The sequence below is a fragment of the Pauljensenia sp. C0170B5 genome (genome assembly GCF_056590195.1).
Window position 1 is genome coordinate 643,043 of the sequence record NZ_JBWPVR010000001.1, and the last position, 24,765, is coordinate 667,807.

The following is a 24,765-nucleotide window of genomic DNA, read 5'->3' on the forward strand; positions in this document are numbered from 1 at the left end:
TCCTACTGTATCGACTGGACCCATCGGTTTGATGCAGAGCCAGGCTCGTATTCCTCATGCCCGCCGCGATACCGATCAATGAATTCTCGGATCAGTCGTGCCACCTGATCACGTTCAATCAGGAAACCGTCATGACCGTGGTCGGAGTGCACCTCTCGATAGAACGCGCCGCGCACGTTGTCCGCAATGTTCCACAACTCATTGGGATGGAACAGACGATCCGAATCAACGGCAATCACCAGCGTGCGGGCCGTCACTGAACGCAGCGCGTGCGCAATGCCGCCACGATCCCGCCCCACGTCATGCGTCAACATGGCGTGGCATAGCGCGACGTAGGAGCCTGCATCGAAACGGTTGGCCAGCTTGACACCGTGATGATCCAGGTATGACTGGATAGCCAGCCGGCCCCCCTCGAGCACATCTTCTTCATGCTGCGGGAACCTGCCGAAGCGTTCCTGCAGCTCCGGCGCACTGCGATACGTTGTATGCGCAATCTGCCGGGCCAGCCCCAGTCCCTGCGCGGGAGGCGGCCCACCGTAATAGTCGCCTCCCTTCCACAGGGGATCGAGGCGGATTGCGCCCAGCTGACTGTGAATCCATGCCGCCTGATCAGCAGTTGTCTGCGCACCCGAGGCAACGACGATAAGGCGTTCGACGCGTTGCGGGTAGGTGATGGCCCACTCCAGCGCTCGGTGACCTCCCATCGACGCGCCGATCACGAGTGACCAGCGATCAATTCCCAGTGCGTCAGCCAGCCGCGCTTCGGCATGGACCTGGTCGCGAGTGGAGATGAGAGGGAAACGCGACCCCCACGGTGTGCCGTCGGGAGCAGGGGAGGAGGGGCCGGTGGACCCATGGCAGCCTCCGAGGATATTTGCAGCGACCACGAAGTGCTCGCGCGTGTCAATAGGAGATCCTTCCCCGACGATGCCCTCCCACCATCCTGGTGTCGGATCGTGGGATGAGGACGTCACGTGAGAATCACCGGTTAGTGCATGCAGGACCAGCACGGCGTTGGAGCGCTCCGCATTCAGGGTGCCCCACGTTTCGTATGCCAGATGTGCCTGTGGCAGTGCGTCTCCGTTTTCAAGACGCAGCGGCCCAATATCGCACAGGTGCCGCCCGCCAGGGCATGTCGGTTTGGATCTCATGTGTCACTCCTGTGTCTTTCGTGCACTCGACCCCTCGCCGCTCACCGCGTCAGCAGCTGCGAAACCTCGCTCCAGATCAGCGATGATGTCGTCGACGTTTTCAATGCCGACGGATAGGCGAATCGTGCCGCCCTCGATTCCTGACTTGCGCAGCTCCTCTTCCGTGAGTTGCGAGTGCGTGGTCGAGGCTGGGTGAATCACCAGAGTCTTTGTGTCGCCGATGTTGGCGACGGTGGGAATCAATTCGAGTGACTCAGCGAAGGTGCGCCCCGCATCGGCGCCACCTTTGATGACGAAGGAGAGCAAGCCACCGGCACCCCTCGGCGCATACTTGAGCTGCAACTGGTGGTAGGGCGAAGCGTCGAGGCCTGCGTAGTTGACCGATTCCACGTCTGCGTGTGCCTCCAAGTATCGGGCAATCGTCAGCGCGTTGTCGACGTGGCGTTCAACTCGCAGTGACAGTGTCTGGATGCCCTGCTCAATCAGGAACGTGTTGAGCGGGGAGAGCGTGAAACCGAAGTCACGCAGTCCGACGGTGCGGGCTCGAAGAATGAAGGACAGGTTCACGCCGAACTGCCCGTCTTTTCCGAGATCGCGCGCAAAGACTATGCCGTTGTAGCTGGCGTCGGGTTCATTGAAGTCGGGGTAGCGGGCAGGGTCTGATCCGAAGTCGAAGGTGCCGCCATCGACGATGACGCCTGCCACTGAGGTGCCGTGCCCACTGAAGTACTTCGTGGCCGAATGGATCACGATGTCGGCGCCCCATTCCAGTGGTCGCACGAGGTAAGGCGTGGCCACCGTGTTGTCCACAATCAGCGGAACTCCGACTCGGTGCGCTGCCTGCGCGACTGGCTCGATATCGAGGATGTCGCCCTTGGGGTTCGGGATCGTCTCGCCGTAAAACGCGACCGTCCTGTCATCGGCAAGTGCTTCCCACTGAGCAGGATCTGCGGGATCATCCACCCAGCGTGTTTCAATTCCCAAACGTCCCAGTGAGTTCTTCAGCAGGATGATCGATCCGCCGTACAGCGAGGGTGACGCCACGACGTTATTGCCTGCCTGAGCGATGTTGAGAATAGCCAGAGCTGCAGCTGATTGGCCCGAGGACACCAACAGTGCTCCCACGCCGCCTTCGAGCGAGGCGATACGGGCTTCGACGGCGTCGTTGGTAGGGTTCGTCAGACGGGAATAAATGGGGCCGAGTTCGCGCAGCGCAAAGCGGTTCGCTGCCTGTTCGGGTGTCTCGAAGGCGAAAGATGAGCTGTGAACAATGGGGAGGCTGGTTGCGCCCGTTTGAGGATCGCGATCCCATCCGGCGTGAATCTGGCGGGTTTCAAAAGCCCAGGTGCGTTCGATTTCGGTGCGGTCAGACATGAGTGTGCTCCTTTAATAGTGTCAAGAATCTTTGGGGGCGCGATGAGCTGGACTCACACTTGTGGTGTGGTGAATTGGTGAGCCAGTTGTCGACAAGTCAGTCTTTGACGCAATCAACAGATGTCTGAAACTTGAAAACGAATGGCAGCGTCCAACGTCCCGCGCTAGATGAGGGCGGTGCTGCACAGCTGGTCGTGTGACGAGCGTGCAGTCAGTTGGACATTCGCATTCGTTGGAACATGTCCATCACAGTAAGAGATTCATCGTGATCATGCAAGATGAGGTCAGAGGCGTGTCCACGATGTGGATGGTGGGGTGTGCGGAAGATGAACGAGGGGGATGTGTCTGGTGTGACGAATGTGAAAACTGTGACTGATGTGAATAACGTGAAAAATGGTGAAATTGTTGCCAAAGTGTTCGACGATGGGCTAGCGTAAGTGCTATATGTCGTGCGCGATGTCCACATGGCGTGGGGAGCGTGCGGGAAAAGTCAGAGTGTCATTAGGTGGATCAGGTGAAAAGACAGGTTTACGGTAAGGTGTTGAGCCACTTTGGCCAGAAGGCTCCGCGTCGCGCATCTGGCCGATACGCACTGACCGCTCTATTCATGTCAGGTTTGCTTGCTGTCAGTGCCGGCGTTGCGATGCCGGCGTCATATGCAGATGACACGCCCTCTCAAGATGACATCAATCAGGCGCGTGCCGAAGCCGATGCCGCCAAGATGTCAGTGGGGCAGATCGAAGTCGAATTGGCCGCGGTCTCTCAGCGCGCTTCAGATGCCATGCGCAATGCGCAGATTGCCGGCGAAGAGCTCAACAAAGCACGCTTGGATCTTGATGCTGCAACTGCTGCGGCAAATAAAGCTCGCGATGATGCGGATAAGGCTCAGGCTGAGTTTGATAAAGGTCGTCAGGAGCTGGCTGCTATAGCGCAGACTGCCTACCGCTCTGAAGGTTCGTCTCTTGATGCCGCTGCAGCATATTTGCAGGCCGACGGATTGCGCTCCGTTGAGTTCAAACAGACGACACTCGATTCATTCGCCAATAATGCCGATACGAAGATGCAACGGGTGGCCGCCCTCGAAAAAGTAGCATCGGTGATGAAGGAATCGGCTGAATCTGCCGAACAGCGTCAGCAAAAGGCGACAAACGAGGTGCAGGAACGCACCGATGCTGCGCAAAATGCTGCCAACTCGGCGTTGGCTTCTCAGCAGGCCACTGAAGCGCGCCGCAGTGAACTTGTGGCTGAGCTGGCACGCAAGGAAAACACCACTGTTGAGCTGATTAATCAGCGTGAAGCCGAACTGGAACGTCGTCGCGTGGAAGCAGCGCGCAAGGCGGCCGAAGAAGAATCAGCTCGCCTGGCGGCTTTGGCTGCGCGCCAGGAAGAAGAAGCGGCTACTCAGGGTCGACAGGAAGAGACGTATACTCCGCCTTCGCGTGAGACGCGCCCAACGCCAACTCCTACGCCGACCCCAGCGCCGACTCCTGATCCGGCACCCGCACCGTCCTACGGCGGCAGCGGCGGAGCGCAGACAGCGGTCAACGCTGCGTATAGCTTCCTGGGCGTCCCCTACGTATGGGCTGGCGAATCATACGCCGGTGTGGACTGCTCCGGCCTGGTCATGCTGGCGTGGAGGCAGGCTGGCGTGTACCTGCCACACTACTCTGCCTCACAGTATGGATATGGCACCCGTATTCCGCTGAGCCAGCGTCAACCGGGCGATTTGCTCTTCTGGTCCAGCGACGGTTCACAAAGCGGTATTTACCACGTGGCGATCGCCCTTGGCGGCGACCAGATGATCGAAGCGCCGTATCCTGGCACCACGGTGCGCGTCACCAGCATCTATGGCTGGAGCGGTTCCCTGATGCCGTACGTCGTTCGCCTCTGAAACTGCCTGGTGAGCTAGTCGCTACTCGTGCGCGTACTCGCCAGCTTCGGCTTGTCTGGCTCGCGCGTAGGAGCGACGGATTTCCTCCTCGGCGTCTTCACGGCCCACCCAGTGTGCGCCTTCGACCGACTTGCCGGGTTCGAGGTCCTTGTACACCTCGAAGAAGTGCTGAATTTCAAGACGATGGTATTCCGACACGTCTTCAATTTCTGTGCGCCACGACGCGCGTTGATCGGAAGCTGGAACACACAGAACCTTATCGTCGCCGCCTTTCTCGTCGCGCATGCGGAACATGCCCAAAGCGCGGCAGCGGATCACGCATCCCGGGAATGTGGGCTCTTCGAGCAACACCAATGCGTCCAGAGGGTCGCCGTCCTCGCCGAGCGTGTCATCAATGAAACCGTAATCATCGGGATAGCGGGTCGACGTGAACAGCATGCGATCCAGACGAATACGACCGGTCTCGTGATCAATCTCATATTTATTACGATTGCCCTTCGGGATCTCAATCGTCACGTCGAATTCCATCAATTTGTGTTCCTCCTGAGTGGCCGTATCTGTCTCATCCGCCATTGTCCACTACTGTGGAGCCGTGGGTTGAGACCGACTCACCCAAGGCGGAGGAGACGCGCGTGCAACGTCAAACTATAGGTGCGATTGTATGCGCTTCACTATGCACTTTAGCGTGTGGGGCGTACGCAGTGGGCGATGTCTACGATGTCGTGCCGGGCCTCCTGACGATCTCCGCGCCAGTTCAGGCCGTCGCGCCACCAGATCTGGCATCCCAGTCGGGGCTGAACATTCCCGATGCCACCGGCCAGTCTGATGGCCAGTCATCGACTCTGAACATCACCGATTCTGCCTCAGCTCCCGCTCCCACCGCCGCGCAGATCCAGACCTTGTGGTCACCAGTTGCGCAGGCCGCGCAGGAGGGCAAATGGAAAGCGTGGGCAGTGGTGATGGATGCGCTGACAGGGGAGGTGCTGCTCGACGCTGACGGCACGGGCGTGCACGTGCCAGCTTCGACAGCAAAAATCCTCACCGCAACGACAATCCTGACGCACATCGATGCGAACACCCGCCTGCGCACCGAAACCTTCCTGACCGACACAACACTGCACTTGTGGGGCGAGGGCGACCTGCTGCTGTCTTCTGACGAGGGCGACCCGACCGCCATCGATGGCCACGCAGGGCTGGCTGACCTGGCTCGCCAGACAGCAGACGGCCTGAAGGAACGCGGCGTCACCTCGGTGACCTTGAACTGGAACAACGACATTTTCGACGGCCCGGCACGCCTGAGTGCGTGGACGACGCAGGAAGTGGCTTCCTACGAAGGTCAGGTCGGCGCATTCGCGATCGACCGCGGCGCCTACGGCTATGCGCGATTTGATCCCACCTTCGATCCTGGACGGGACGTTGCCACCACGTTCGCCGAGCACCTACGCGACGAAGGAATTACCGTCGAACTTGGATCTGACGGTGATTCCACACCGCCACCAACCGTCAGCTCATCCGACACCGCGTCGTCGGGAACCACTACAGCAGATGCACCCGCTCAGGCAAGCAAGTCCGATGAACTGGCAGTCGTGTATTCGGCGACGCTCGGGCAGCAGATTCGCACGATGCTGCACGACTCTGACAACACGCTGGCCGACCAACTGTGCAGAATCGCAGCGCGCCGGGCTGGATATGACGCGAGCTATACAGGGTCAACGCAGATGGTGTCCGATACGATCGCCACGATGGGAATTGACACAACCGGCCTGTCCCTTGAGGACTGCTCCGGCCTGTCGAGCAACGACCGCTTGACGGGGCACATTTTGGTCGACACGCTCCACGCGAGTATGACCTCCGAAAACTCTCAGGTGCGTGACGTCATTCGATTCCTACCGTGGGGAGGACTGGAAGGAACTGTTCGGGCACGCTTCCCCGACACCCCGGCAGGCGGGAACCTGCAGGCCAAAACGGGATCCCTGTCTACTGTGTCCACGCTGGCAGGAGCGGTCAGCACTGCTGATGGTCGTCAGCTTCTGTTCGCCATCGGGCACGACAATGTTCCAAACGATGGTGCGTACTCCACTCGACCGATTCTGGACGACTTCGTAGCCGGCCTGGCCGCTCTTCGAGCTCAGTGATTCTGACGCCTCGCCTCGTCGGAAAATTGCATGCAGCCGGCACACATGCCGCACCTTTTAGCCAGCGCGCCGCCAGGTCGGTAGGATGACACCATGAATCGGACAGCACAATGGCACCGCTTGGGGCGCCTCATGTCCAGCGCGACCCTGGCCGGCCCGACCGTCAGCCATTCAGCTGCAGCGGCAACAGTAGGCAGACTACGCAGAGCAATTTCACGCACCAACCCCCTGCTTGCTGGCTTATCCAGCCTTCCCGAAGCTGCCGAGCACGTGGCTTCAGCGCCCGTGCTGATCGTGGATCGCCGCGCCGCCGTCCAAATCATTTCCCAGATCACTGACCAGTTCATTACCGCCGGACTGGACCTGACTGACCAGGCCCCCTCATCGCGATCCTTCCTTGCATCGCCTCTGACTACCCTGAGCGAAATCGGCGTGCTCCGCACCGTTGCGCCGCACGTGAAAGGAATTTGGGACCCATTCGGACAGCGACGCATCTTCATCGCACCCTCCGTTCTTGAAGCCGCCCAGCGCGGCACACTCGACCACAAGGATTTCAGCTCATGGGTAGCGATCCGTGCCGGACTGTGGGGCATCCTCTTCTCAGCCGCACCCTGGCTGCGTGACGAGCTGTCAATCACTGCCGCGAAGTTCCCCTCGTCCACAGCGCAGCTGGCCCGATTGGTCATGATGATGGACGGGATCGTGCGCGCGCAGATGGAACAAATTTCTCCGCGCCAGATCTCCTCGGCACGCTGGATCCGCAACAATGCGCCTGAGTCTGCCGGCATGACTGGGTTGATGGAGCTGCGGCGCCTGGGCGCATCCGTGCGTTCTATTGAGGCAGAACGCCAGGGAGCGTTCTCCTTTGCCCGCCACGTCGTCCTCGATGGTCAGGTCGCCACACTGTTGTCTGACCGTACCCATATGCCCACGCGCGAAGAGCTTGTCTCCTACGAATCGTGGCGCGACCGTGTCGTGTGAGTCCCGCGCCTCACAACTGGTTGGCTCGACCCCGACAGGTGCCGTCCGGCGATTGTCGCTGGCAACACGCCGCTGCCTGCAGCAGATCATAAACGAGGGCGTCCCGACCGCCGTTGTGGTTGGAGTATCCGGCGGACCAGACTCCCTGGCCTTGTTGGTAGTCGCCACCGATTTGTGCAGACGGTGGAATATCCCGGTAGCGGGTGTCTACGTTGATCACCGCATTCGGCCTGAATCCTCCAACGAGGCTCGCCATGTGTATGACGTGGTGCAGTCTGTGGGCGCACATCCGGCAATTATGGATGCTGACATGGAGGCGTATCGCGAAGGCGGACCAGAGGCTCGTGCACGTTCGGCGCGGCGGGACGCCCTCGTCCGCTATGCGACGCAATGGGCACGAGAAAGCGGCACGACAGCAGCGACGATTCTTCTCGGTCACACAATGGATGACCAGGCCGAGACAGTAATGCTGCGCCTGGCCCGCGGATCGGGTGCGCATTCTTTATCTGCCATGCGCAGGCGTGACCTGATGGAATGTGGTGGGGTAGCGATCACGTGGCTGCGGCCCCTGCTTGATCAGCGTCGTGCCGATACTCACCAGGTGTGTCGGGATCTGAAGCTCGCGTGGGTCGATGATCCGACCAATGCGGTCGATGGGCCGTGGCGTGCATCTGATGGCAGTGCGCTGCGTCGTGCTGCAGTGCGCCAGTGGGCACTGCCTGCTCTGGAACGTGCGCTGGGAGTTGATCCGATTCCGGCGCTTGCGCGAAGCGCCGACATGCTCGGAGAAGATGACGCCTATCTCAGCGCACAGGCCGGCGACCTGTTCGATGCGTGTGTGCGCGAAAGCGAGGGAGCTCGAGACGGACGCTCGTCGGAAGCTGAGGGCGTCCGGGGTGCAGAACGCGGGCAGGTAGATGCCTGTGAGCAGTCAGAGGACAATGACAGTGCTCGCGGCAAAGCTTCGCGTGGCCGCGGGCGACACTGGATCGTTGACTGCACCAAGCTGGCAGACCTGGCAGCTCCTATCCGCAGGCGCGTTCTGCACCGACTCCTGGCCCAGGTGTCGAACTCACCAGGTTCCGTCTCTTCTGTCCACGTCAGGCAGCTTGACGAGATGGCGCTTAGTGGCGCTCACGGGACCCGTATCGACGTGCCGGGTGGGCACGCGAGGGTGGAGCGGTCCGGACCTCGTCGAGCGATGCGACGCCTGATCGTGGAACGTGTCGAGTGAAGGCGAATCGCCAGCGCCGCTGGGTGGTGCAGCAAGTTAGCCGATAGCGAGACTGCCCACGTTGAGTGTCACCTTGAGCGCGAAATGTGGCACTCTTGGACTATTAGTCGTGTAACCGAGAGGAAGACTAGGCGCGTGGACGCTCAAGACATGGGTGAAGACCTCGAGAAGGTTCTCTTAACCGAGCAGCAGATCAGCGACAGGCTCGAGGAAATGGCGGCGCAGATTGACGCCGACTATGAGGGCGAAGAGATCTTGATGGTTGGTGTGCTGCGCGGCGCCATCATGGTGATGGCGGACCTGTCACGCAAGATTCACTGCCCCCTCGAAATGGACTGGATGGCAGTGTCGTCATACGGTTCCGGTACTCGATCATCGGGTGTGGTGCGGATCCTCAAAGACCTCGACACTGATGTTCACGGCCGTCACGTCCTCATCGTTGAAGACATCATCGACTCTGGACTGACACTGTCGTGGCTCAAGGACAACCTGGAGACGCGAGGAGCGGCCTCGGTGAAAATCGCAACCCTTTTGCGCAAGCCGGACGCGGTGAAAGTCGATGTCGATGTGACATATGTGGGATTCGATATTCCCAACGAGTTCGTCGTGGGATACGGACTCGACTTTGCTGAAAGCTACCGCCACCTGCCCTTCGTCGGCACCCTCGCACCTCACGTGTACGGCGGGACCGAACGGCACTGAGGCCGCGCGCGACCATCACGGAACTGACAAGAATATTCGGTAAAGGCAACTGCAGTGGCTGAAAAGAAAAAGAAGAAAATCAACTGGCTGTACGTGATCATCCCCGTGCTCGCGGTCATCATCCTTGCCTCCATGCTCGGAAGACTTTTCGGACCGTCAACTGTTGACACCTCTGAAGGGCTGAAGATCCTTGAAGGCAACACTGTTGAACGCGTCGTGGTCAATGACTCGACCCAGCAGGTCAACCTCACGTTGTCCGAGCCGTACACGCACAAGGCAGTGGACGAGATGGACCGCGAGCGCAACCTCGGGACCCAAATCTCCTTTACCTACGTGCGCGCCCAGGCTGATGACATCTTGTCAACGGTGAAGGATCTGGAGCCGACGAAGGGGTGGAACGCGTACTACCCGCAGCCCAGCGCCTGGATGACGATGCTGCAGCTCTTCTTGCCGGTCCTGCTGATTTTCGCTCTGATCTGGTTCTTCGCATCACGCATGATGGGCACACGCATGATGGGCAGTTTCGGCCAGTCCCGCGTGCGCGAAATCAACCAGGAACGCCCTGATATCACATTTGATGATGTGGCCGGTGAAGATGAAGCCGTTGAGGAACTTGAAGAGATCCGTGAGTTCCTGGTCGCACCAGAAAAGTTCCATAAGGTCGGTGCAAAAATTCCGCGTGGCGTCATGCTGTACGGGCCTCCCGGAACAGGTAAGACACTGCTTGCCAAGGCAGTTGCCGGCGAGGCCAACGTGCCGTTCTTCTCCATTGCAGGCTCGGAGTTCATGGAACTGTATGTTGGCATGGGCGCCAAGCGCGTGCGCGACCTGTTTGATAAAGCCAAAGAATCGGCTCCTGCCATCGTTTTCGTCGACGAGATTGATGCAGTTGGGCGTCATCGCGGCTCTGGCATTGGCGGTGGAAACGATGAACGTGAGCAGACGCTGAACCAGCTGCTGGTTGAGCTCGACGGCTTCGATGAACGCACCAACGTCATCTTGATTGCCGCGACGAACCGACCTGACGTCCTCGACCCTGCCTTGCTGCGTCCGGGGCGTTTTGATCGCCAGATCGCAGTGGAGGCACCGGATCTGAAGGGCCGCGCTGCAATTCTGAAGGTTCACTCTCACGGCAAGCCGATGACGGACGATGTGGATCTGCAGCAGATCGCCAAACGCACCCCCGGTTTCACCGGCGCTGACCTGGCGAACGTGCTCAACGAGGCCGCATTGCTGACGGCCCGCTCGAATGCGGACCTCATTGACAATCGCGCGATCGACGAGGCCATTGACCGCGTCATCGCCGGCCCGCAAAAGCGCACCCGAGTGATGAATGATCACGATAAGGCAGTCACTGCCTACCATGAGGGTGGCCACGCGCTGTGCGCGGCGGCACTGCGCTATACGGATCCGGTGACAAAGGTGACGATCCTGCCGCGTGGACGCGCACTGGGCTACACGATGGTGATGCCGACTGAGGACCGTTTCAACAAGACACGCAACCAGCTGCTTGACGACCTCGTGTACTCGATGGGTGGCCGCGTTGCTGAAGAGCTGGTATTCCGTGACCCCTCGACAGGTGCCGCCAACGACATTGAGAAGGCGACGCAGTCCGCGCGTTCGATGGTGACGGATTACGGCATGTCGGATCGTGTCGGCCTGGTCAAACTCGGCCAGTCCAACACGGACCCGTTCGTGGGTCGCGAGATGGGACGAGGTGAAGGACGCGACGTGTCCGAAACACTGGCGGGCATCATTGACGAGGAAGTGCGCCGGCTCCTGGATGACGCGACGCGTGAAGCGTGGCAGATCCTGACGAAGAACCGTCACGTCCTTGACGACCTGGCGCAGCGCCTGCTCGACGAGGAAACTCTCAACGAAAAGGAGCTGGCTCAGATCTTCGAACCTGTCATCAAGCAGCCGGAGCGAGAAGTCTGGAACTACCAGGCGGACGCTGCGATCGAAGGTGCCCGTTTTGGTGATCCGATCGGCGTGAACACCGAGGAGGCGCCCACCCAGCAGGCTCCCACCCTCGCCCCTGATACTCACGGTGAGCCTGCCTCGTCAACCCCGACGCCGGGGTCGACCACTGCGGGTGAACCCGTGGCACCACCCTCGACGGGCCCTGCAGCCGGCCCAGAGGCGGGGACGCAGCACTGATGTATGACCAAGCTGGTGTCGAACAGGCAATTCGTGACCTTCTGGTGGCGATTGGGGAGGACCCAGAGCGTGACGGGTTGAAAGACACACCTGCACGCATGGGCCGCTCCTTTAGGGAACTGGTCGGCGGCCTGGCTGAAGATCCGCGTGAGCACTTGCGCACGACCTTCACAACCGGGACGAATGAAATGGTGCTCGTCCGGGACATTGAGTTCTTCTCACTGTGCGAGCACCACCTGCTGCCCTTCCACGGCAAGGCCCACGTCGGCTACATCCCCTCTGACGGCACAGTCACCGGATTGTCGAAGCTGGCACGCCTTGTCGAGGGGTACGCACGCCGACCCCAGGTGCAGGAACGCCTGACAAGTCAAATTGCCGACGCAATGGTGGAGATCCTGCACCCGCAGGGCGTCACCGTCATCCTCGAGGCCGAACACATGTGTATGACAATGCGCGGAGTTTCCAAGCCGGGCTGCTCCACCGTGACATCAGCGATGCGCGGCGTCATGAACAATGCCGCCACCCGCTCAGAGATGATGGCGCTGGTCATGAGGGGGCGGCCATGACTGAAACCGGGCACACTCCTTTACTTCCAGATGGGATGACACTTCCGAGCGACCGCACCCTCGTCATGGGGATCCTCAACGTCACGCCCGACTCTTTTTCAGATGGCGGCCAGTGGAACGACACCGACCGTGCTCTCGATCATGCACACGCTATGCTCAACGCTGGCGCAGACCTCATCGACGTGGGGGGAGAATCAACACGGCCGCACTCTCAGCGCATCTCAGCTGACGAAGAATGGGACCGCATCGGCTCGGTCATTACTGCTTTGGCCGCCGAGGGGGTCGTTGTCTCCGTGGATACACTCCACGCCGCAACTGCCAGGCGTGCCGGCGAGGCGGGGGCAGCCATTATCAACGACGTGTCGGGAGGCTGTTTCGACCCGGATATGAATGACGTTGTGGCCAGCACCGGCTGCGCGTATATCGTCCAGCACTGGAGAGGCCTGCCGGGTACCACTGGTGAATCATTCGACTACACCAATGTGGTCGAGGACGTTATCGCTGAAACGTGCGCACAGATCGACAAGGCTGTGGCTGCAGGGGTGGCACCCGAGCGAATCATCTTCGATCCAGGTTTAGGATTCTCATTGACGAACGAGCAATCATGGCTCATCGTCGACCATATGGAGCGCTTGAACGAATCCGGCTATCCTGTGCTCATCGGAGCGTCGCGCAAGCGTTTCCTTGCCCACTCACATCCAGACGGGCCGGACGCAGCTACCCTTGAGGTGACGCGTCAGGCGATTGAGGCGAATATGTGGGCGGTGCGCGTGCATCACGTGGACGATCATGCCACGATGGTTCGAAGCACTTGCCGCTAGGAGGAGAGATGGCACGGAAGCTGGACATCATCACCTTACGAGGCTTGAGCGCAGCCGGACGGCACGGAGTATTCGACTCCGAACGCGAATCAGAACAGCCTTTCCACGTTGACATCTCCCTGTGGGTAGACACCACTGAAGCAGCCCACTCCGACGACATCGACCAGACAGTGTCCTACGCGGACATAGCTGAAGAAGCAGTCGCCGTTTTGTCCGGGCCTTCCGTGTCCCTGCTCGAAACACTGGCGCAGCGCGTAGCCGATGCCGCTTTGGCGCATCCGCGCGTCGAAGGCGTGGAAGTGACCGTCCATAAGCCGATGGCACCGCTGGCCCAGCAATTCTCGGATGTCCTTGTCACGATTCGCCGCGGCACGTGCGATGAGGCACCGCTGCATGTCGAAACGTTGCAGCGAGCTGATGAAGCTGGGGATGCTCGCGGCCCCCTCGAAAAATCCAGTCCGACCTTGCCGCCCCTGCCACCGGTGACCGCATCGTTGGTGCAGCGTCCGGTAGCTGACAACGCCTCCGCGGTACGTGAGCATCCGGGCGAGGCTAAGACAGCCGGCAGCTCTGACAGGAGAGTGGACTACGCGATAGTGCTGCCACCGCGTCGCACCTCCACTCACCAGCCTCACGGACTGGATGATGCCGCGCAAACTCGTCACGTTGTCCTTGCTTTGGGCGGCAACGAAGGCAATGCGCCCGTCACGCTGGCCGCCGCCGTCGGCAAGCTCATTGACTTGGACGGTTTTGAAGTTGATAACGTGTCGCCGCTGCTGCGTACTCAGGCAGTCATTGACGAGGGGACAGCCCCGCAGCGCGATTACTGGAATGCCGTTGTGCTTGGACGCACGACGCTCGACGCTGAAGAGCTGCTCTTACGGTGCCAGGGCTTCGAAGCCGAGTTGGGCAGAGTGCGCCACGAACACTGGGGGCCGCGCACAGTGGACATCGACATCGTCACCGTGGAAGGCACGACGTGCCATACACCCACGCTGACCCTGCCTCATCCATACGTACATCAGCGCGCGTTTGTCCTTGTTCCCTGGAATATGGCCGATCCGCTTGCAGAACTGGTGGATGCGCACGGCAATGCCACATCCGTTGCTCAACTCGCATTAGCTGCACCGGATCGCAACGGAATACGCGATGCGGTGACAGACTGGTTGGACGATCCAGCCAGCGTCATGGACGAATCGGATCGTGTCCTTGCCTCACAGGTGGATGAACCGCTGTCGAAACTTGATCTGTTGCCACCGGAATCCAAGATCGGGCTGCGTCCCAGCGAATCCGGTACGGATGTCCTGTGGCGCAATCTGTGGAAACAGTGGCAAAGCTCGCCCCTCGACAATTCTGAACGCCATGAACAGGCCGAAGCGCCTGCCCAAGCGTCAAGCGACGTGCCCACCGACGTGTCAGCCGACGCTTTACCAACGCCGCCTGCGCCCAGTGACGCAGCAAGGCGCGAGCAGGACGACGTGCCCGCTGAAGCGCCAGTCGACGAGCCAGCCGACCTGCCGGCCGACCAGCCAGTCAACGAGTCAGCCGATGAGCCGCTTGCCGCCGACGAACCAGTGGCCGGGTCGCAGCAGGGCGGATACGAATTGCCGGAGCCACCCGTTGCCTCCACGCGTGAGGATATGTCGGACACATCGGAGATCATGATCCCTTCATCCCTGCTTCGGCACCGCTCTGTACGGTGGGTGCCTGTGCGTTCGGAGCACAACTCAGGCGAGGGGGAGCGCGCCCACACCGACGCTGAATCTGACCCTGATGCCGGCGCCGATGATCCTGTGCCTGAGGGTGATACTCGTGGTAGACGAGGCGCAGCCTCTCGGAGTACGAGCCGACGCGGGAAGGCGCATGTTCCTGCGCTGCCGGACTGGAATTTCCAGTCTTCCTCCCCGGCGCGCATTATCGACGATGCGGACGAGGCACCCGTGCGGCGCCGTTCAATCCTCGATCCACATATCGCTGACCAGTTCCCACATGGGCCACTGCCAGACGATGAGACAACGACCACTTCGGTGGTGCGTGGACGAACAGTGCGACCGACGGTGACGGGGCATATCCCTGTCATCAGGCGCGATGAGGGACAGGCTCAATGAAACCTGTGTCAGTCGGTCACCTCATCGTTATCGCTGTGGTTTCGGCTGTATGTGGTGCGGTGGTCAACTCCCTGCTCATCCAACGTGGGCTCTCACCCCTTCTGGTGTCCTACTTCCTGGCGATCCTGTATCTGCTGATCTCCGCACTACTGGGCTACTACGGTGTGTTGGTGCGTCGGTGGCGCGCACGCGAGAGTGACAGGATCGACGCACTGACCGCTGCTCGCGTGGCCGTCACAGCCCGCTCCTGCGCATATGTGGGGTCAGGTTCTGTGGGTATTTTTGTTGGCATCCTTCTGCCGTGCCTGGCGCGCATCGACGCACCCGCAATGCAGATGTGTGTGACGCGATCACTGGTCGCCGCAGTGGCGGCCTTGGTATTGACTGTGATCGCATTGATTGTTGAACGCTGGTGTGTTGTGGACATGTCAGATGACGACGATTCAAATCCGTCGCAGGCCTCACGGTCGGCAAGCCCCGCGTAGACGCACACCGAGCACTGCAAGCGCCGCGCAGGCACGCTCATGAGTGACGAACCGGCGTGGCACCGGCTTCCCATCGAGCCTGGAACGGTAGCGTCGTATTTATGAAGTCATCTGTGCGTCGCCGTCGTAATCCGTGGCCGCGCCGCATCATTTCGACCACGGTGTTGCTCCTGATCGTTGTGGCGCTTGTCGCGGGCCTCGTGACGCTCATCTCTCGAGCGATCGGACCGGAAAGCCGACGGGCAGGGCAGGTGCAAACAGCGGTGCAGTCCGGTCAGACCGCACGCGCGCAATCGGGCGACACATATGCACAGTCGGGCCAGGATTCACAGTCAGGTGCCACCGTCGGCGGTGTGCCTGTGTGCGACCCGCAGTCATTTCAGGCCACCATCGCGCTTGGCGCATCGCCAGTCCTGATCGGGCAGGGCACCTCGTTCGACGTCACGTTCACCAACAAGAGCAACCGTCAGTGCTTCACGACATTCGATCAGGCAGGTCTGCTGGTCGACACAGGTGGGTACACGGTATACGACACGACCTCATGCGAATCCCAGTCAGGGCAGGTCCCTTTGCTGTTCGGACCTCATCAGTCATGGACGGGGCACATAGCCTGGGATGGTCGAATCTACGACGCATCCTGCCAGGCCGTGGACACTGACTCCGATGGGAAAGCAGATATCGCGGATGCCGGCGGGTACACGGCGCGACTCTCATTCGCAGGTCGCGTCCTGACAAAGACACCCTTGACGTTCGAGGTGCGCTATGAGTAAGTGCCGATGTTCCTGGTGCTACCAGCCGACGATTCCTGACAGTGCCATAGCCTGCTGACGTTCCAGATTCTCCACGATCAGACCAGCGCGATACGGGCCAATGCCTTCAATGCGTTGAAGATCTTCCATACTTGCTTCGCGCAGTTCTGACAACGATGTGAACTCAGAAGCGATCACCTTAATGATGCTCCACGGCAGATGGGGAACCATCGACAGTGCGCGTATGCCGCGCGGCTGAATGGCGTTATCCAGGTCAGACATGTCGGCAACGTGCAGTCCCAGAACGTTTGCAATGGCAGTCAGATCGACCAGCTTGTCACCCTCCAGGGTGGACAGGTGTGATTCGGCGCGCGCAATTTCTGACGTGTGCCGGATGTAGTCGCGCAAAACCAATGCACGTTCAGAGGCAGAGCCGCGCACCAGGTCATCCACCTGCAGGGCGACGAGACGCCCATTGGAGCCCAGCTCTTCAAGGTACCCGTTGATTTCAGAGGTGATGCGCCTGATCATCTCCATGCGTTGCATCACCGTGGCAACATCACGCACCGTTGCAGAATCGCGCATCTCCAAAATCGTCAGGGTCTGCAGGACCTCGTCGAGGCGCTGCGAATAGCGGTCCAGAGTATCCACAGCCAGATTTGTTCGCGACAACAGTGTTTCCGGCTCGTCGACCGAGTGGTGCAGTGCGCCGACATAAATGGAGATCAGACGCATGGATGCCGACAGTGACAGCACGGGCACGCCAGTCTGGCGTGCGGTGCGTTGCGCAGTGCGATGACGCATACCTGATTCATTGGTGAGGATGGACGGATCAGGAAGCAACTGAACGTTGGCTCGCTTGATGCGCCATGAATCGGCCTCGAGAATCACTGCGCCATCCATCTTGCACAGTTCGCGCAGTGCCGAGGCGGAAAACTCGACATCGAGTTCGAAACCACCCGAACACATCGCTTCAATCTCAGGAGTCATCCCCATGACAATGAGAGCACCGGTGTGTGAACGCTGGATACGATCCAGCCCCTCACGCAAAGCGGTGCCAGGAGCGATCGCCTGAAGCGCGCCACGCAACGTCGCCTCATCGGATGTCATCGCGCACCTTCCTTCTTTCAAGTCACCCTACCTGCAGTTTACGGCAGTCCGACACGAACGCCAGTGGCTAGATCACTGACCGGAAAGATTTCGATACCGTCGACGGGCCGAACGTCGTCAGCTCCGCGCGCAGGGATAACAGCGTGCGTCAAACCCAGACGCGCTGCCTCTTGCAATCTGCGTTGTACTCCCACGCACGCGCGTACCTCACCGGTCAGACCCACCTCACCGAAAACGACGAGGTTATCCCTCAGCGGCTCGCCACGGTAGGCCGACACGATTGACAGTGCACACGCCAAATCGACCGCAGGCTCGCTGGCTTTCGCGCCACCTACCGTCGACACGTAGACATCTTCCGACGACGTGTCCAACCCCAGGCGCGCCTGCAAAACCGCCAGAATCATGGCGACACGGGAATGATCCACTCCGGCGGTTGTCCTGCGTGGCGATCCGCCCGCGCTCGCAGCGACCAGCGCCTGCACTTCCAATGGCATCGGTCGGCGCCCCTCCAGCGTGATCGTGGAGCACGAGCCGGGCACATGCAGCCCGTTCGATGACAAGAACAGGCCGGACGGGTCAGCAAGCCCGCGGATGCCCGTATCGGTCAGCTCAAAACATCCGACCTCATCGGTCGGCCCGTAGCGGTTCTTCACAGCGCGCAGCAGACGCAGGCGATTGTGCCGGTCACCCTCGAACTGACAGACCACATCAACGAGGTGCTCCAGAATGCGTGGGCCGGCAATGCCGCCATCCTTGGTGACGTGCCCGACCAACAGCACAGGCATGTTGCGTTCCTTGGCCAGCCTGATCAGCGCCGCAGTGACCGCACGAACCTGCGTGACACCGCCTGCCGCACCCTGCTCATCGCGTGAGTAAGCCGTCTGAACGGAGTCCACAATCAGCAGTGAAGGAGATTGCGCTTGAACGTGACCGGCGATCACGGCCACGTCAGCCTCGTCAGCAAGCAGCAGGGCATCATCCAGTGCGCCGATACGGGCTGCGCGGTTGCGCACCTGGGAAGCGGACTCTTCACCCGTGATGTACAGAACCGGCCCGTCACCATTGCTCCGCGCCAGCTCGGCGGCGCGTGAGGCAACATCGAGCAAAAGCGTCGATTTACCCACCCCAGGTTCACCGGCCAGCAACACCACAGCACCGGGGACAATTCCACCGCCAAGGACACGGTCAAGCTCACTGACGCCTGTCGATCGGCAGTCAGCGGCGTGAGCGTCCACCTGCACAATGGGCTGAGCTTGACGCGAAGGCGTGGCGGTAGCCGGCAGCAGCGCGGAGGGACGGCCAGCTTCTTCCAGTGTGCCCCACTCATGGCACTGACGACACTGACCGACCCACTTCGGGGACGTCCATCCGCACTCAGTGCATTCGAAGGTGGTTTTGTCTTTCGCCATGGTCACACGATAAAGGTCGTCATGTGCATCTGGAGACCTACCGCTCAGGGCCTGTGGGCGAAGTGCTCAAGCAGCATCGCATCGCCGGACACGATAATGATGTCCTCCGGGTTGATGCGTGTGGACGAGTCGGCGTATTCGAAGGGCTTACCGGGGCGCATCACACCGAGCATGTTGACGCCGTACTGTGCGCGAAGATCCAGCTCTGCCAGGGTGAATCCCTGAATTTCCTGAGGCGGCCGCAGCTTCATGATGGCGAAGCCCTGCTTATCCATTTCGATGTAGTCAAGCATGCGGCCACCCACCAGGTGCGCAGTGCGCTGACCGGCATCAAATTCGGGGTAGACCACGTGGTGTGCGCCGATGCGTTTGAGGATGCGTCCGTGTTCACGTGAGATGGCTTTCGCCCAAATCGAGGGGATCTCAATATCAACCAGGTTGGCAGTGATGAGCACGGATGCTTCCAGCGAAGAGCCGATCCCGACAACTGCCGACGCAAACTCGCGTGCGCCGAGCTGTTCGAGCGCCTCCGCATTGGACGCATCAGCTTCAACCAGCGGGATACGACCCGCAAATTGCTGGACGCGTCGTGGATCCTTTTCCACACCGAGAATTTCGTGCCCGAGCCGATCCAACGTGGCGGCAACGGCTGATCCGAAGCGTCCCAGCCCGATCACCAACGTGCCGGACGCGAGCGGTTTTTCTTCTGCCATAGGGGTATTGTCCCACAGCGTCGGGAGGAACGGGGCAGACCTATCCGACGATGGGCCGCTCAGCCGGCATTCTGATCACGCGGCGTCGTTCACGCAGTGCCAGAGCTGCAGCAACCGTCATCGTGCCCATACGTCCGGCGAGCATGAGGATAGTGAGCACATACTTGGCGAAAGTCGGCAGGGTTGGAGTGATACCAGTGGACAGACCCACCGTGGCGAATGCGGACACCGTCTCAAAGAGGACGACGTCCAGGGAGTAGTTCGTCACGGACAGCAAAATGATTACTGCGGTCGCCACCATTGCTGAGCCGATGAGCGCCACGGCAACGGCGAGACGTACCACTGAGTGCGGGATGCGGCGGCCGTACGCTTCAATATCGTGATCGCCTCGAGCTTCTGCCACGACAGCCAGCATGAGGACGGCAAATGTGGAGACCTTGATACCGCCTGCAGTTGAAGCCGAACCGCCGCCGATCATCATGAGGATGTCCTGGACGAAGTGTGTCTGAGGCTGCATACCGCCCACATTCAGGGCGGACAGACCTGAAGAGCGACTATTGACTCCCGCCAGGAACACATTGAGAACCTTTGAACTCGTATCAAGCGGCCCCAGGGTTTGCGGGTTGCCCCACTCCGTCAGAGCCATCAGCACTGAGCCGACTACCAGCAGCAGCAGGTACATCGTGATGGTCAATTTGGTGTGGAGCGTCCAGCGGCGAGGCGTGCGCCACCGCGCGACCACATCGGTGACAACGGGGAAACCTACCGCTCCTACAGCCGTGCCCAGTGCGATGGGGAACAGCATCCACCAGTCGGACACGAAGGGTGCTAGACCACCTGGAATGTTGACGAATCCGGCGTTATTGAATACGGAGATCGACAGAAACAATGCGTGTCCGATTGCACCTGTCACGGAGTCCGTCAGCTGCAGGAAACGTGGCAGAAATATGACGAATAGGATTGCCTCGGCAATCAGCGACGTGCCCACAACTGCGCGCAGCAGGGAACCGACCTGCCCCATACCGGACGACTTTGTTTCCATGGCGGCGAGCATGCGCTGCGTGAGCCCCAGGTGACGCGACACGGCGAAGCCGAGGATGGAAGCCAGGGTCATGACGCCGAGGCCACCGATCGCAATACCGGTGGCGATGACAGCCTGCCCGAAAGAGGACCACTGCGTTGCAGTATCGACCGTTGTCAGACCTGTGACACACACTGCCGACACTGCGGTAAACAGCACGTCCACAAATGACGCGGGCCGTCCCGTCGCAGAAGAAAACGGCAAGAGTAACAGCAATGTGATGATTATCGCGATCGTGGTGAACACGGCGATCGCCAGGCGCGCCGGTGACGTGCGCGCTCGCTGCTCAACCCATTCGCGCAGGTGGTCCCAGCCTGATTTGCGCAGGAGCGTGAGCTGTGGGCCGTCCACACGCCGAACCAGGGGTGCCGTTGATGATGACTCAAGGCTCGGCGGTTCACCCGGTCGAATAGGGGAGCGTCGCCGTCTGAGTAATGTAGTGGTGATCGGCCGGTTGATCCGTTTCAGCGAGCGCCGGTGCGGGCGCGAGGAACGGACCATAACAACTCCTTTAAGCAGATCACCCGAGGCGGGTCAGCACTGTGATGCTAGCCCATCGTACGCGGGTTGGACCCGTTATCAGAATAGATGGAGTCGAAGTGGCGCACGGTCAGCTCCTCAACGCTGATGATCCCGGAGATGCTGGACAACGAGGTACGGCGTTTACCCTCAGAAGGGAAAGCGCAAGCAGAAAGAGTCGCCGTGTTGCGCCCCGCGAACACTTCCACCGATCCGCGATCAACCAGGACAGTCATCCGCAGGTGGGAGTCACCCTCGTCCATGTCGATGGGGGCGCTGCGGTAGCCGCGATCAGTTCCTGCCTTCGTACGCCTGTCGACAACGATGCGGCGCGCCAGATCGTCGTACGCCACCCACGTGTAGGATCCGTCCGATGTTTCGTTGACACGCAATCCAACCTGCTCAGAGGTGGTGGCAGACAGGTCAACAACCATGTCAATGGCGAATGCGTCCCCGTCGTCAACCAGGAGCCTGTCGCGGTTCGCGTCAAGAACAAAAGTGCCGAGGGTGTTCCGACCACATTCCAGCCTGTTGAGTTCAGGCAGGGCAGTGGCGGCCAGCTTGAGGTCCTCGGTGAGTGTCAACTCGCGCGGCACGGTGAACTGGCCGGACCAGTTGTCGCTGTACTGGGGTGCGAGAGGCAGCGTGAATCCTCCCATCCATGCCAGTGCGATGCGTCGGCCATCAGGAGCCTCGAAGGTCTGTTGAGCGTAGTAGTTTGAGCCCCAATCAGACTGGGCGTAATCGGTCAATGGATGGAAATCGCTGCCCAGCGTCCAATCGCCTACGACGTAACCGGCGTTATGCCCGTTACGCATGGCGTAGCCGGATGCGCGTGCGTTGTTCATCGGCCCGTAGCACAGTACCCAGTGGCCACCCAAGGGGAACAGGTCAGGGCATTCAAGCATGTAGACGCGCGGATCAGGATCCTCGAACAGGACGCGGTCGAAGCTCCAGGTGCGCAGGTCCGGTGAGGTATACAGGTGAACCTGGCCGCGATCAGCTTCAGAGGTCGCGCCCAGCACCATGCACCACGTAACGCCTTGACGCCACACTTTCGGGTCACGGAAGTTCGGGAGGCCAGGGGCGTCAATAATGACGCCTTCCTTGTGAAAAGTCAGGCCGTCCTCAGATACCGCCAGGCACTGCGTCTGTTCGCTGCGACCGTCCGCGTGGCCGTCAAGCCAGCGATTTCCGGTGTAGAACACATACAGCAGGCCGTCTGGCCCCTCGACGGCGGAGCCGGAAAAAACGCCATCCTGATCTGCCGGAATGCTGGGGGCGAGGGCGATTCGCTCGCGCTGCCAGGTCACCAGATCAGCAGATGAGACATGGCCCCAGTGCATCGGACCCCACGCGGAGCCGTAGGGGTGATGCTGATAGAACGCGTGGTAGCGACCGTTGAAGTAGCACAGTCCGTTCGGGTCGTTGATCCACCCTGCTCGAGCAGCAATGTGGAAGGTGGGGTACCAGCGGTCGTTGCGTGCGCGCTCAAGCTGGTCAGAGGCTCTTTCAGCGCGTTCCAGCGCCTGCTCGTGTGCGAGGGTGAGCGGTGCGTGGGACAGGGGATGCTGCTCGTGTGCCAAGGCATGCGTATTCCCAGCGTTCAGGTGATCTTCCTGTTCGGGGATCTGTGCGCCTTCATTGGTCGGCTCGATATCGTGCGAATCCGTCGGCGTACTCATCAGGTGTCAGCCTCCTGTGATGCGCCAGTAATGGGCGCGAAAAGGTATCCAAGCTGTCCCCATCACTGTAAACAGCATCGGTGGCGCGCTTCAAGGCGATGCCTGCCAGCGTTCACCTGACGCTGCGAGGCAGCTCTCACATAAGGCGCTAGGTAGCGCCGCCTCGCTGGTGGCGCGAGTCATTGTCAAGCAGAGGGCGCCAAGCCGTGCCCAGCAGAGGGCGCTACCCAATTGTGCGAACGGAGTCCCGCTCCACGATCGGCACATGAACAAGGGTTGGTTCCGAGTGGGGCTCCGACTGCGATGAGTGATTATCTGCATTCTTCTGTGCCCGCCCATGTGAGCGGGCACAGTCAACCAGGAACTCCATCCCAAGGGCGCCCATCTCCAGGTACGGCAGATGCAGCGTCGTCATCGGCGGGCGCATCATGTTGGCAAGTGGCTCATCATCAAACGAGAGCACCGACATGTCGTCAGGCACCCGCAGGTTCCGATCACAGAGCGCCTGGTACACGCCCATTGCGATTCGGTCGTTGGCTGCAACGATGGCCGTTCCGCCGCTGCGATCCAATCGATCGAGGATCGCATTCGCACCTTCGAAGCCCAGCGGAGACTCCCATGCTTCCCCCAGGAACCTCATCAACGATCTGTACGCCTGACGCAGCGCATCCTGCGTCAATACCGCGCAAGCGGGCTCCTATGCAGATGGATACTTCGGGTGCGGGGTCAGTCGGATAGCGCCCGATCAGAGCCACGCGACGGTGCCCATGCGCTCGCAGGTAGGCAATGGCACGGCGACCCGCGTCTTCCTCGTCAGGCATGATCGAATGCCACCCGTCGGCCTGGCCGTTAATGATTACTCCGGGCAATCCTGACGTCAAATGCGGCAAGGAGACCAGGCGTGGGGACATCAGGCCGACTGCAAATCCTTCGACTGCGCGGGACCTGAGGCCGCTCAGTGCGCGCGCCATGCCGTCGGGGCTTCGGTCGACTTCCATCATGAGGACTGAGAAGGAATGCTCGTCTGCGGTGTCGAGGATTCCACGGATCATCTGCGATGCGAATCGAGTAACGGTCACTCCACTGGAAACGAATCCAACCGTCGATGTCGTGCCGGTACGTAAATTACGCGCTGTGAGATTGGGTACATAGCCAAGGTGGCGAGCAGCCTGCTGGACGCGTTCAATGGTGGCCTCAGGGATGCGTGACTTGTGAACGCTATTGAGCGCCATGCTGACCGTCGCGGTGGACAGCCCGACATGCTGCGCGATATCAGCGATCGTAATGCGGCTTTCCATGTGGATCAGAATAAACCTCTGTGTATACAAAAGAGTGAAAGTGGATGAGGAGGTTTTTCGTCGATAGTTGCTGAAAAAGTCCTGAATGGCATTAAGATAGGGCTCGAGGCTTCTCGGAGCAGTGATCAGACCTGCCCGCCTCTTTGTTTTTGGGAGACGCAATGGACTCTTCACCTGCGCCCCGTTTTATGACGGTTGCGGAAGTGGCAGATCTCATGCGTGTGTCCAAAATGACTGTCTACCGCTTGATTAACAAGGGTGAATTGCCTGCTCTTCGCGTCGGCCGCAGCTTCAGAGTGCCCGAGGCTGCAGTGAGTCACATCATCGATGCCGGCCTTGCGCAATGGTCCGATGAACGTCAAAGTGGAATAAGCGGGTAGGATAGTAGGGTTGTATCTTTCGAGGTACCCCAGACCGTAGCTGTCATGCACCATCATGACTGCATTCAATTTGTGAATGACGAGGGAGGGCCCTATGGGTTCCGTTATCAAGAAGCGCCGTAAGCGCATGGCAAAGAAGAAGCACCGCAAGTTGCTGCGCAAGACACGGCACCAGCGTCGTAACAAGAAGTGACGCGACCGGGGCCCGGCCAT

General features: G+C 60.3%; 23 protein-coding genes. 13 read left to right on the plus strand and 10 right to left on the minus strand.

What is annotated here, in order from left to right; all coding sequences use genetic code 11:
• Positions 1-2 precede the first annotated feature (2 nt).
• Both metX and AC1EJZ_RS02880 read right to left on the minus strand, forming a co-directional pair.
• Entirely contained in the window at positions 3-1,151 is a 1,149-nt protein-coding gene (gene metX, locus AC1EJZ_RS02875) for a homoserine O-acetyltransferase MetX (RefSeq protein ID WP_092648813.1), read from the minus strand.
• A 3-nt stretch (positions 1,152-1,154) separates the two neighbouring features.
• Positions 1,155-2,525, minus strand: coding sequence for an O-acetylhomoserine aminocarboxypropyltransferase/cysteine synthase family protein (locus AC1EJZ_RS02880; RefSeq protein WP_092648812.1), 1,371 nt, complete (start codon positions 2,523-2,525; stop codon positions 1,155-1,157).
• Positions 2,526-3,039: 514 nt separating this feature from the next.
• On the opposite strand from AC1EJZ_RS02880, the gene AC1EJZ_RS02885 reads away from it, so the two are divergent.
• A complete protein-coding gene (locus tag AC1EJZ_RS02885) occupies positions 3,040-4,416 on the plus strand; it encodes a C40 family peptidase (protein ID WP_227469098.1) in 1,377 nt (458 codons plus the stop codon).
• Between the two features lie 21 nt (positions 4,417-4,437).
• Here AC1EJZ_RS02885 and AC1EJZ_RS02890 read toward each other — a convergent pair whose 3' ends face one another.
• Positions 4,438-4,944: an inorganic diphosphatase gene (locus AC1EJZ_RS02890; protein ID WP_480293953.1), complete on the minus strand. Its 507-nt coding sequence runs from the start codon at positions 4,942-4,944 to the stop codon at positions 4,438-4,440.
• A gap of 173 nt (positions 4,945-5,117) precedes the next feature.
• Between AC1EJZ_RS02890 and dacB the strand changes: the two genes are divergently transcribed.
• From dacB to AC1EJZ_RS02940, 10 genes are all read left to right on the plus strand, one after another.
• Entirely contained in the window at positions 5,118-6,551 is a 1,434-nt protein-coding gene (dacB, locus tag AC1EJZ_RS02895) for a D-alanyl-D-alanine carboxypeptidase/D-alanyl-D-alanine endopeptidase (RefSeq protein ID WP_257590306.1), read from the plus strand.
• A gap of 93 nt (positions 6,552-6,644) precedes the next feature.
• Positions 6,645-7,532 (plus strand): zinc-dependent metalloprotease, encoded by an 888-nt coding sequence (locus AC1EJZ_RS02900; RefSeq protein ID WP_083314334.1) that lies wholly within the window; start codon positions 6,645-6,647, stop codon positions 7,530-7,532.
• The gene (tilS, locus tag AC1EJZ_RS02905) at positions 7,522-8,766 is read left to right on the plus strand and encodes a tRNA lysidine(34) synthetase TilS (RefSeq protein WP_480293915.1); all 1,245 of its coding nucleotides are present in this window, start codon (positions 7,522-7,524) and stop codon (positions 8,764-8,766) included. Before AC1EJZ_RS02900 ends, tilS begins: the two co-directional genes overlap by 11 nt.
• A gap of 135 nt (positions 8,767-8,901) precedes the next feature.
• Positions 8,902-9,468, plus strand: coding sequence for a hypoxanthine phosphoribosyltransferase (hpt, locus tag AC1EJZ_RS02910; protein WP_058237226.1), 567 nt, complete (start codon positions 8,902-8,904; stop codon positions 9,466-9,468).
• A gap of 54 nt (positions 9,469-9,522) precedes the next feature.
• Positions 9,523-11,628 carry an ATP-dependent zinc metalloprotease FtsH gene (ftsH, locus tag AC1EJZ_RS02915; RefSeq protein ID WP_480293916.1) on the plus strand — a complete coding sequence of 702 codons (2,106 nt, stop codon included), beginning with the start codon at positions 9,523-9,525 and terminating at the stop codon, positions 11,626-11,628.
• Positions 11,625-12,194 carry a GTP cyclohydrolase I FolE gene (gene folE, locus AC1EJZ_RS02920; RefSeq protein WP_058237224.1) on the plus strand — a complete coding sequence of 190 codons (570 nt, stop codon included), beginning with the start codon at positions 11,625-11,627 and terminating at the stop codon, positions 12,192-12,194. Before ftsH ends, folE begins: the two co-directional genes overlap by 4 nt.
• Complete coding sequence (folP, locus tag AC1EJZ_RS02925) at positions 12,191-13,015, plus strand: dihydropteroate synthase (protein ID WP_480293917.1); 825 nt, start codon at positions 12,191-12,193, stop codon at positions 13,013-13,015. Before folE ends, folP begins: the two co-directional genes overlap by 4 nt.
• Before the next feature lie 8 nt (positions 13,016-13,023).
• Positions 13,024-15,123 (plus strand): dihydroneopterin aldolase, encoded by a 2,100-nt coding sequence (gene folB / locus AC1EJZ_RS02930; protein ID WP_480293918.1) that lies wholly within the window; start codon positions 13,024-13,026, stop codon positions 15,121-15,123.
• The gene (locus tag AC1EJZ_RS02935; protein WP_480293919.1) at positions 15,120-15,608 is read left to right on the plus strand and encodes a DUF3180 domain-containing protein; all 489 of its coding nucleotides are present in this window, start codon (positions 15,120-15,122) and stop codon (positions 15,606-15,608) included. The genes folB and AC1EJZ_RS02935 overlap by 4 nt, the downstream gene beginning before the upstream one ends.
• A gap of 101 nt (positions 15,609-15,709) precedes the next feature.
• Positions 15,710-16,378, plus strand: coding sequence for a hypothetical protein (locus tag AC1EJZ_RS02940; protein ID WP_480293920.1), 669 nt, complete (start codon positions 15,710-15,712; stop codon positions 16,376-16,378).
• An 18-nt stretch (positions 16,379-16,396) separates the two neighbouring features.
• Here the strand turns inward: AC1EJZ_RS02940 and disA are convergent, their stop codons facing one another.
• The 7 genes from disA to AC1EJZ_RS02975 form a co-directional block, all read right to left on the minus strand.
• Positions 16,397-17,467: a DNA integrity scanning diadenylate cyclase DisA gene (disA, locus tag AC1EJZ_RS02945; RefSeq protein WP_058237219.1), complete on the minus strand. Its 1,071-nt coding sequence runs from the start codon at positions 17,465-17,467 to the stop codon at positions 16,397-16,399.
• Between the two features lie 38 nt (positions 17,468-17,505).
• On the minus strand, positions 17,506-18,876 hold the full coding sequence (radA, locus tag AC1EJZ_RS02950) for a DNA repair protein RadA (protein ID WP_058237218.1): 1,371 nt from the start codon (positions 18,874-18,876) through the stop codon (positions 17,506-17,508).
• 44 nt (positions 18,877-18,920) lie between these two features.
• Complete coding sequence (locus tag AC1EJZ_RS02955; protein ID WP_058237217.1) at positions 18,921-19,589, minus strand: potassium channel family protein; 669 nt, start codon at positions 19,587-19,589, stop codon at positions 18,921-18,923.
• A gap of 40 nt (positions 19,590-19,629) precedes the next feature.
• The gene (locus AC1EJZ_RS02960; RefSeq protein WP_480293921.1) at positions 19,630-21,171 is read right to left on the minus strand and encodes a TrkH family potassium uptake protein; all 1,542 of its coding nucleotides are present in this window, start codon (positions 21,169-21,171) and stop codon (positions 19,630-19,632) included.
• A gap of 47 nt (positions 21,172-21,218) precedes the next feature.
• On the minus strand, positions 21,219-22,874 hold the full coding sequence (locus AC1EJZ_RS02965) for a glycoside hydrolase family 32 protein (protein WP_480293922.1): 1,656 nt from the start codon (positions 22,872-22,874) through the stop codon (positions 21,219-21,221).
• A gap of 223 nt (positions 22,875-23,097) precedes the next feature.
• Complete coding sequence (locus AC1EJZ_RS02970; protein WP_480293923.1) at positions 23,098-23,445, minus strand: substrate-binding domain-containing protein; 348 nt, start codon at positions 23,443-23,445, stop codon at positions 23,098-23,100.
• Positions 23,369-24,172, minus strand: a complete 804-nt coding sequence (locus AC1EJZ_RS02975; RefSeq protein WP_480293924.1) for a LacI family DNA-binding transcriptional regulator — start codon at positions 24,170-24,172, stop codon at positions 23,369-23,371. The genes AC1EJZ_RS02970 and AC1EJZ_RS02975 overlap by 77 nt, the downstream gene beginning before the upstream one ends.
• Before the next feature lie 161 nt (positions 24,173-24,333).
• Between AC1EJZ_RS02975 and AC1EJZ_RS02980 the strand changes: the two genes are divergently transcribed.
• A complete protein-coding gene (locus AC1EJZ_RS02980; protein WP_070725342.1) occupies positions 24,334-24,552 on the plus strand; it encodes a helix-turn-helix domain-containing protein in 219 nt (72 codons plus the stop codon).
• 94 nt (positions 24,553-24,646) lie between these two features.
• Complete coding sequence (locus AC1EJZ_RS02985) at positions 24,647-24,745, plus strand: 30S ribosomal protein bS22 (RefSeq protein ID WP_003792170.1); 99 nt, start codon at positions 24,647-24,649, stop codon at positions 24,743-24,745.
• The last annotated feature ends 20 nt before the right edge of the window (positions 24,746-24,765 follow it).

What these genes read in the sequence shown, in the direction of transcription:
- folP (WP_480293917.1), top strand. Translation starts at nt 12,191, where the DNA reads ATGACTGAAACCGGGCACACTCCTTTACTTCCAGATGGGATGACACTT.
- AC1EJZ_RS02890 (WP_480293953.1), bottom strand. Translation starts at nt 4,944, where the DNA reads ATGGAATTCGACGTGACGATTGAGATCCCGAAGGGCAATCGTAATAAA.
- radA (WP_058237218.1), bottom strand. Translation starts at nt 18,876, where the DNA reads ATGGCGAAAGACAAAACCACCTTCGAATGCACTGAGTGCGGATGGACG.
- AC1EJZ_RS02935 (WP_480293919.1), top strand. Translation starts at nt 15,120, where the DNA reads ATGAAACCTGTGTCAGTCGGTCACCTCATCGTTATCGCTGTGGTTTCG.
- AC1EJZ_RS02975 (WP_480293924.1), bottom strand. Translation starts at nt 24,172, where the DNA reads ATGGAAAGCCGCATTACGATCGCTGATATCGCGCAGCATGTCGGGCTG.
- AC1EJZ_RS02965 (WP_480293922.1), bottom strand. Translation starts at nt 22,874, where the DNA reads ATGAGTACGCCGACGGATTCGCACGATATCGAGCCGACCAATGAAGGC.
- folB (WP_480293918.1), top strand. Translation starts at nt 13,024, where the DNA reads ATGGCACGGAAGCTGGACATCATCACCTTACGAGGCTTGAGCGCAGCC.
- metX (WP_092648813.1), bottom strand. Translation starts at nt 1,151, where the DNA reads ATGAGATCCAAACCGACATGCCCTGGCGGGCGGCACCTGTGCGATATT.
- AC1EJZ_RS02940 (WP_480293920.1), top strand. Translation starts at nt 15,710, where the DNA reads ATGAAGTCATCTGTGCGTCGCCGTCGTAATCCGTGGCCGCGCCGCATC.
- AC1EJZ_RS02980 (WP_070725342.1), top strand. Translation starts at nt 24,334, where the DNA reads ATGGACTCTTCACCTGCGCCCCGTTTTATGACGGTTGCGGAAGTGGCA.
- AC1EJZ_RS02900 (WP_083314334.1), top strand. Translation starts at nt 6,645, where the DNA reads ATGAATCGGACAGCACAATGGCACCGCTTGGGGCGCCTCATGTCCAGC.
- AC1EJZ_RS02955 (WP_058237217.1), bottom strand. Translation starts at nt 19,589, where the DNA reads ATGGCAGAAGAAAAACCGCTCGCGTCCGGCACGTTGGTGATCGGGCTG.
- disA (WP_058237219.1), bottom strand. Translation starts at nt 17,467, where the DNA reads ATGACATCCGATGAGGCGACGTTGCGTGGCGCGCTTCAGGCGATCGCT.
- AC1EJZ_RS02880 (WP_092648812.1), bottom strand. Translation starts at nt 2,525, where the DNA reads ATGTCTGACCGCACCGAAATCGAACGCACCTGGGCTTTTGAAACCCGC.
- AC1EJZ_RS02960 (WP_480293921.1), bottom strand. Translation starts at nt 21,171, where the DNA reads ATGGTCCGTTCCTCGCGCCCGCACCGGCGCTCGCTGAAACGGATCAAC.
- AC1EJZ_RS02985 (WP_003792170.1), top strand. Translation starts at nt 24,647, where the DNA reads ATGGGTTCCGTTATCAAGAAGCGCCGTAAGCGCATGGCAAAGAAGAAG.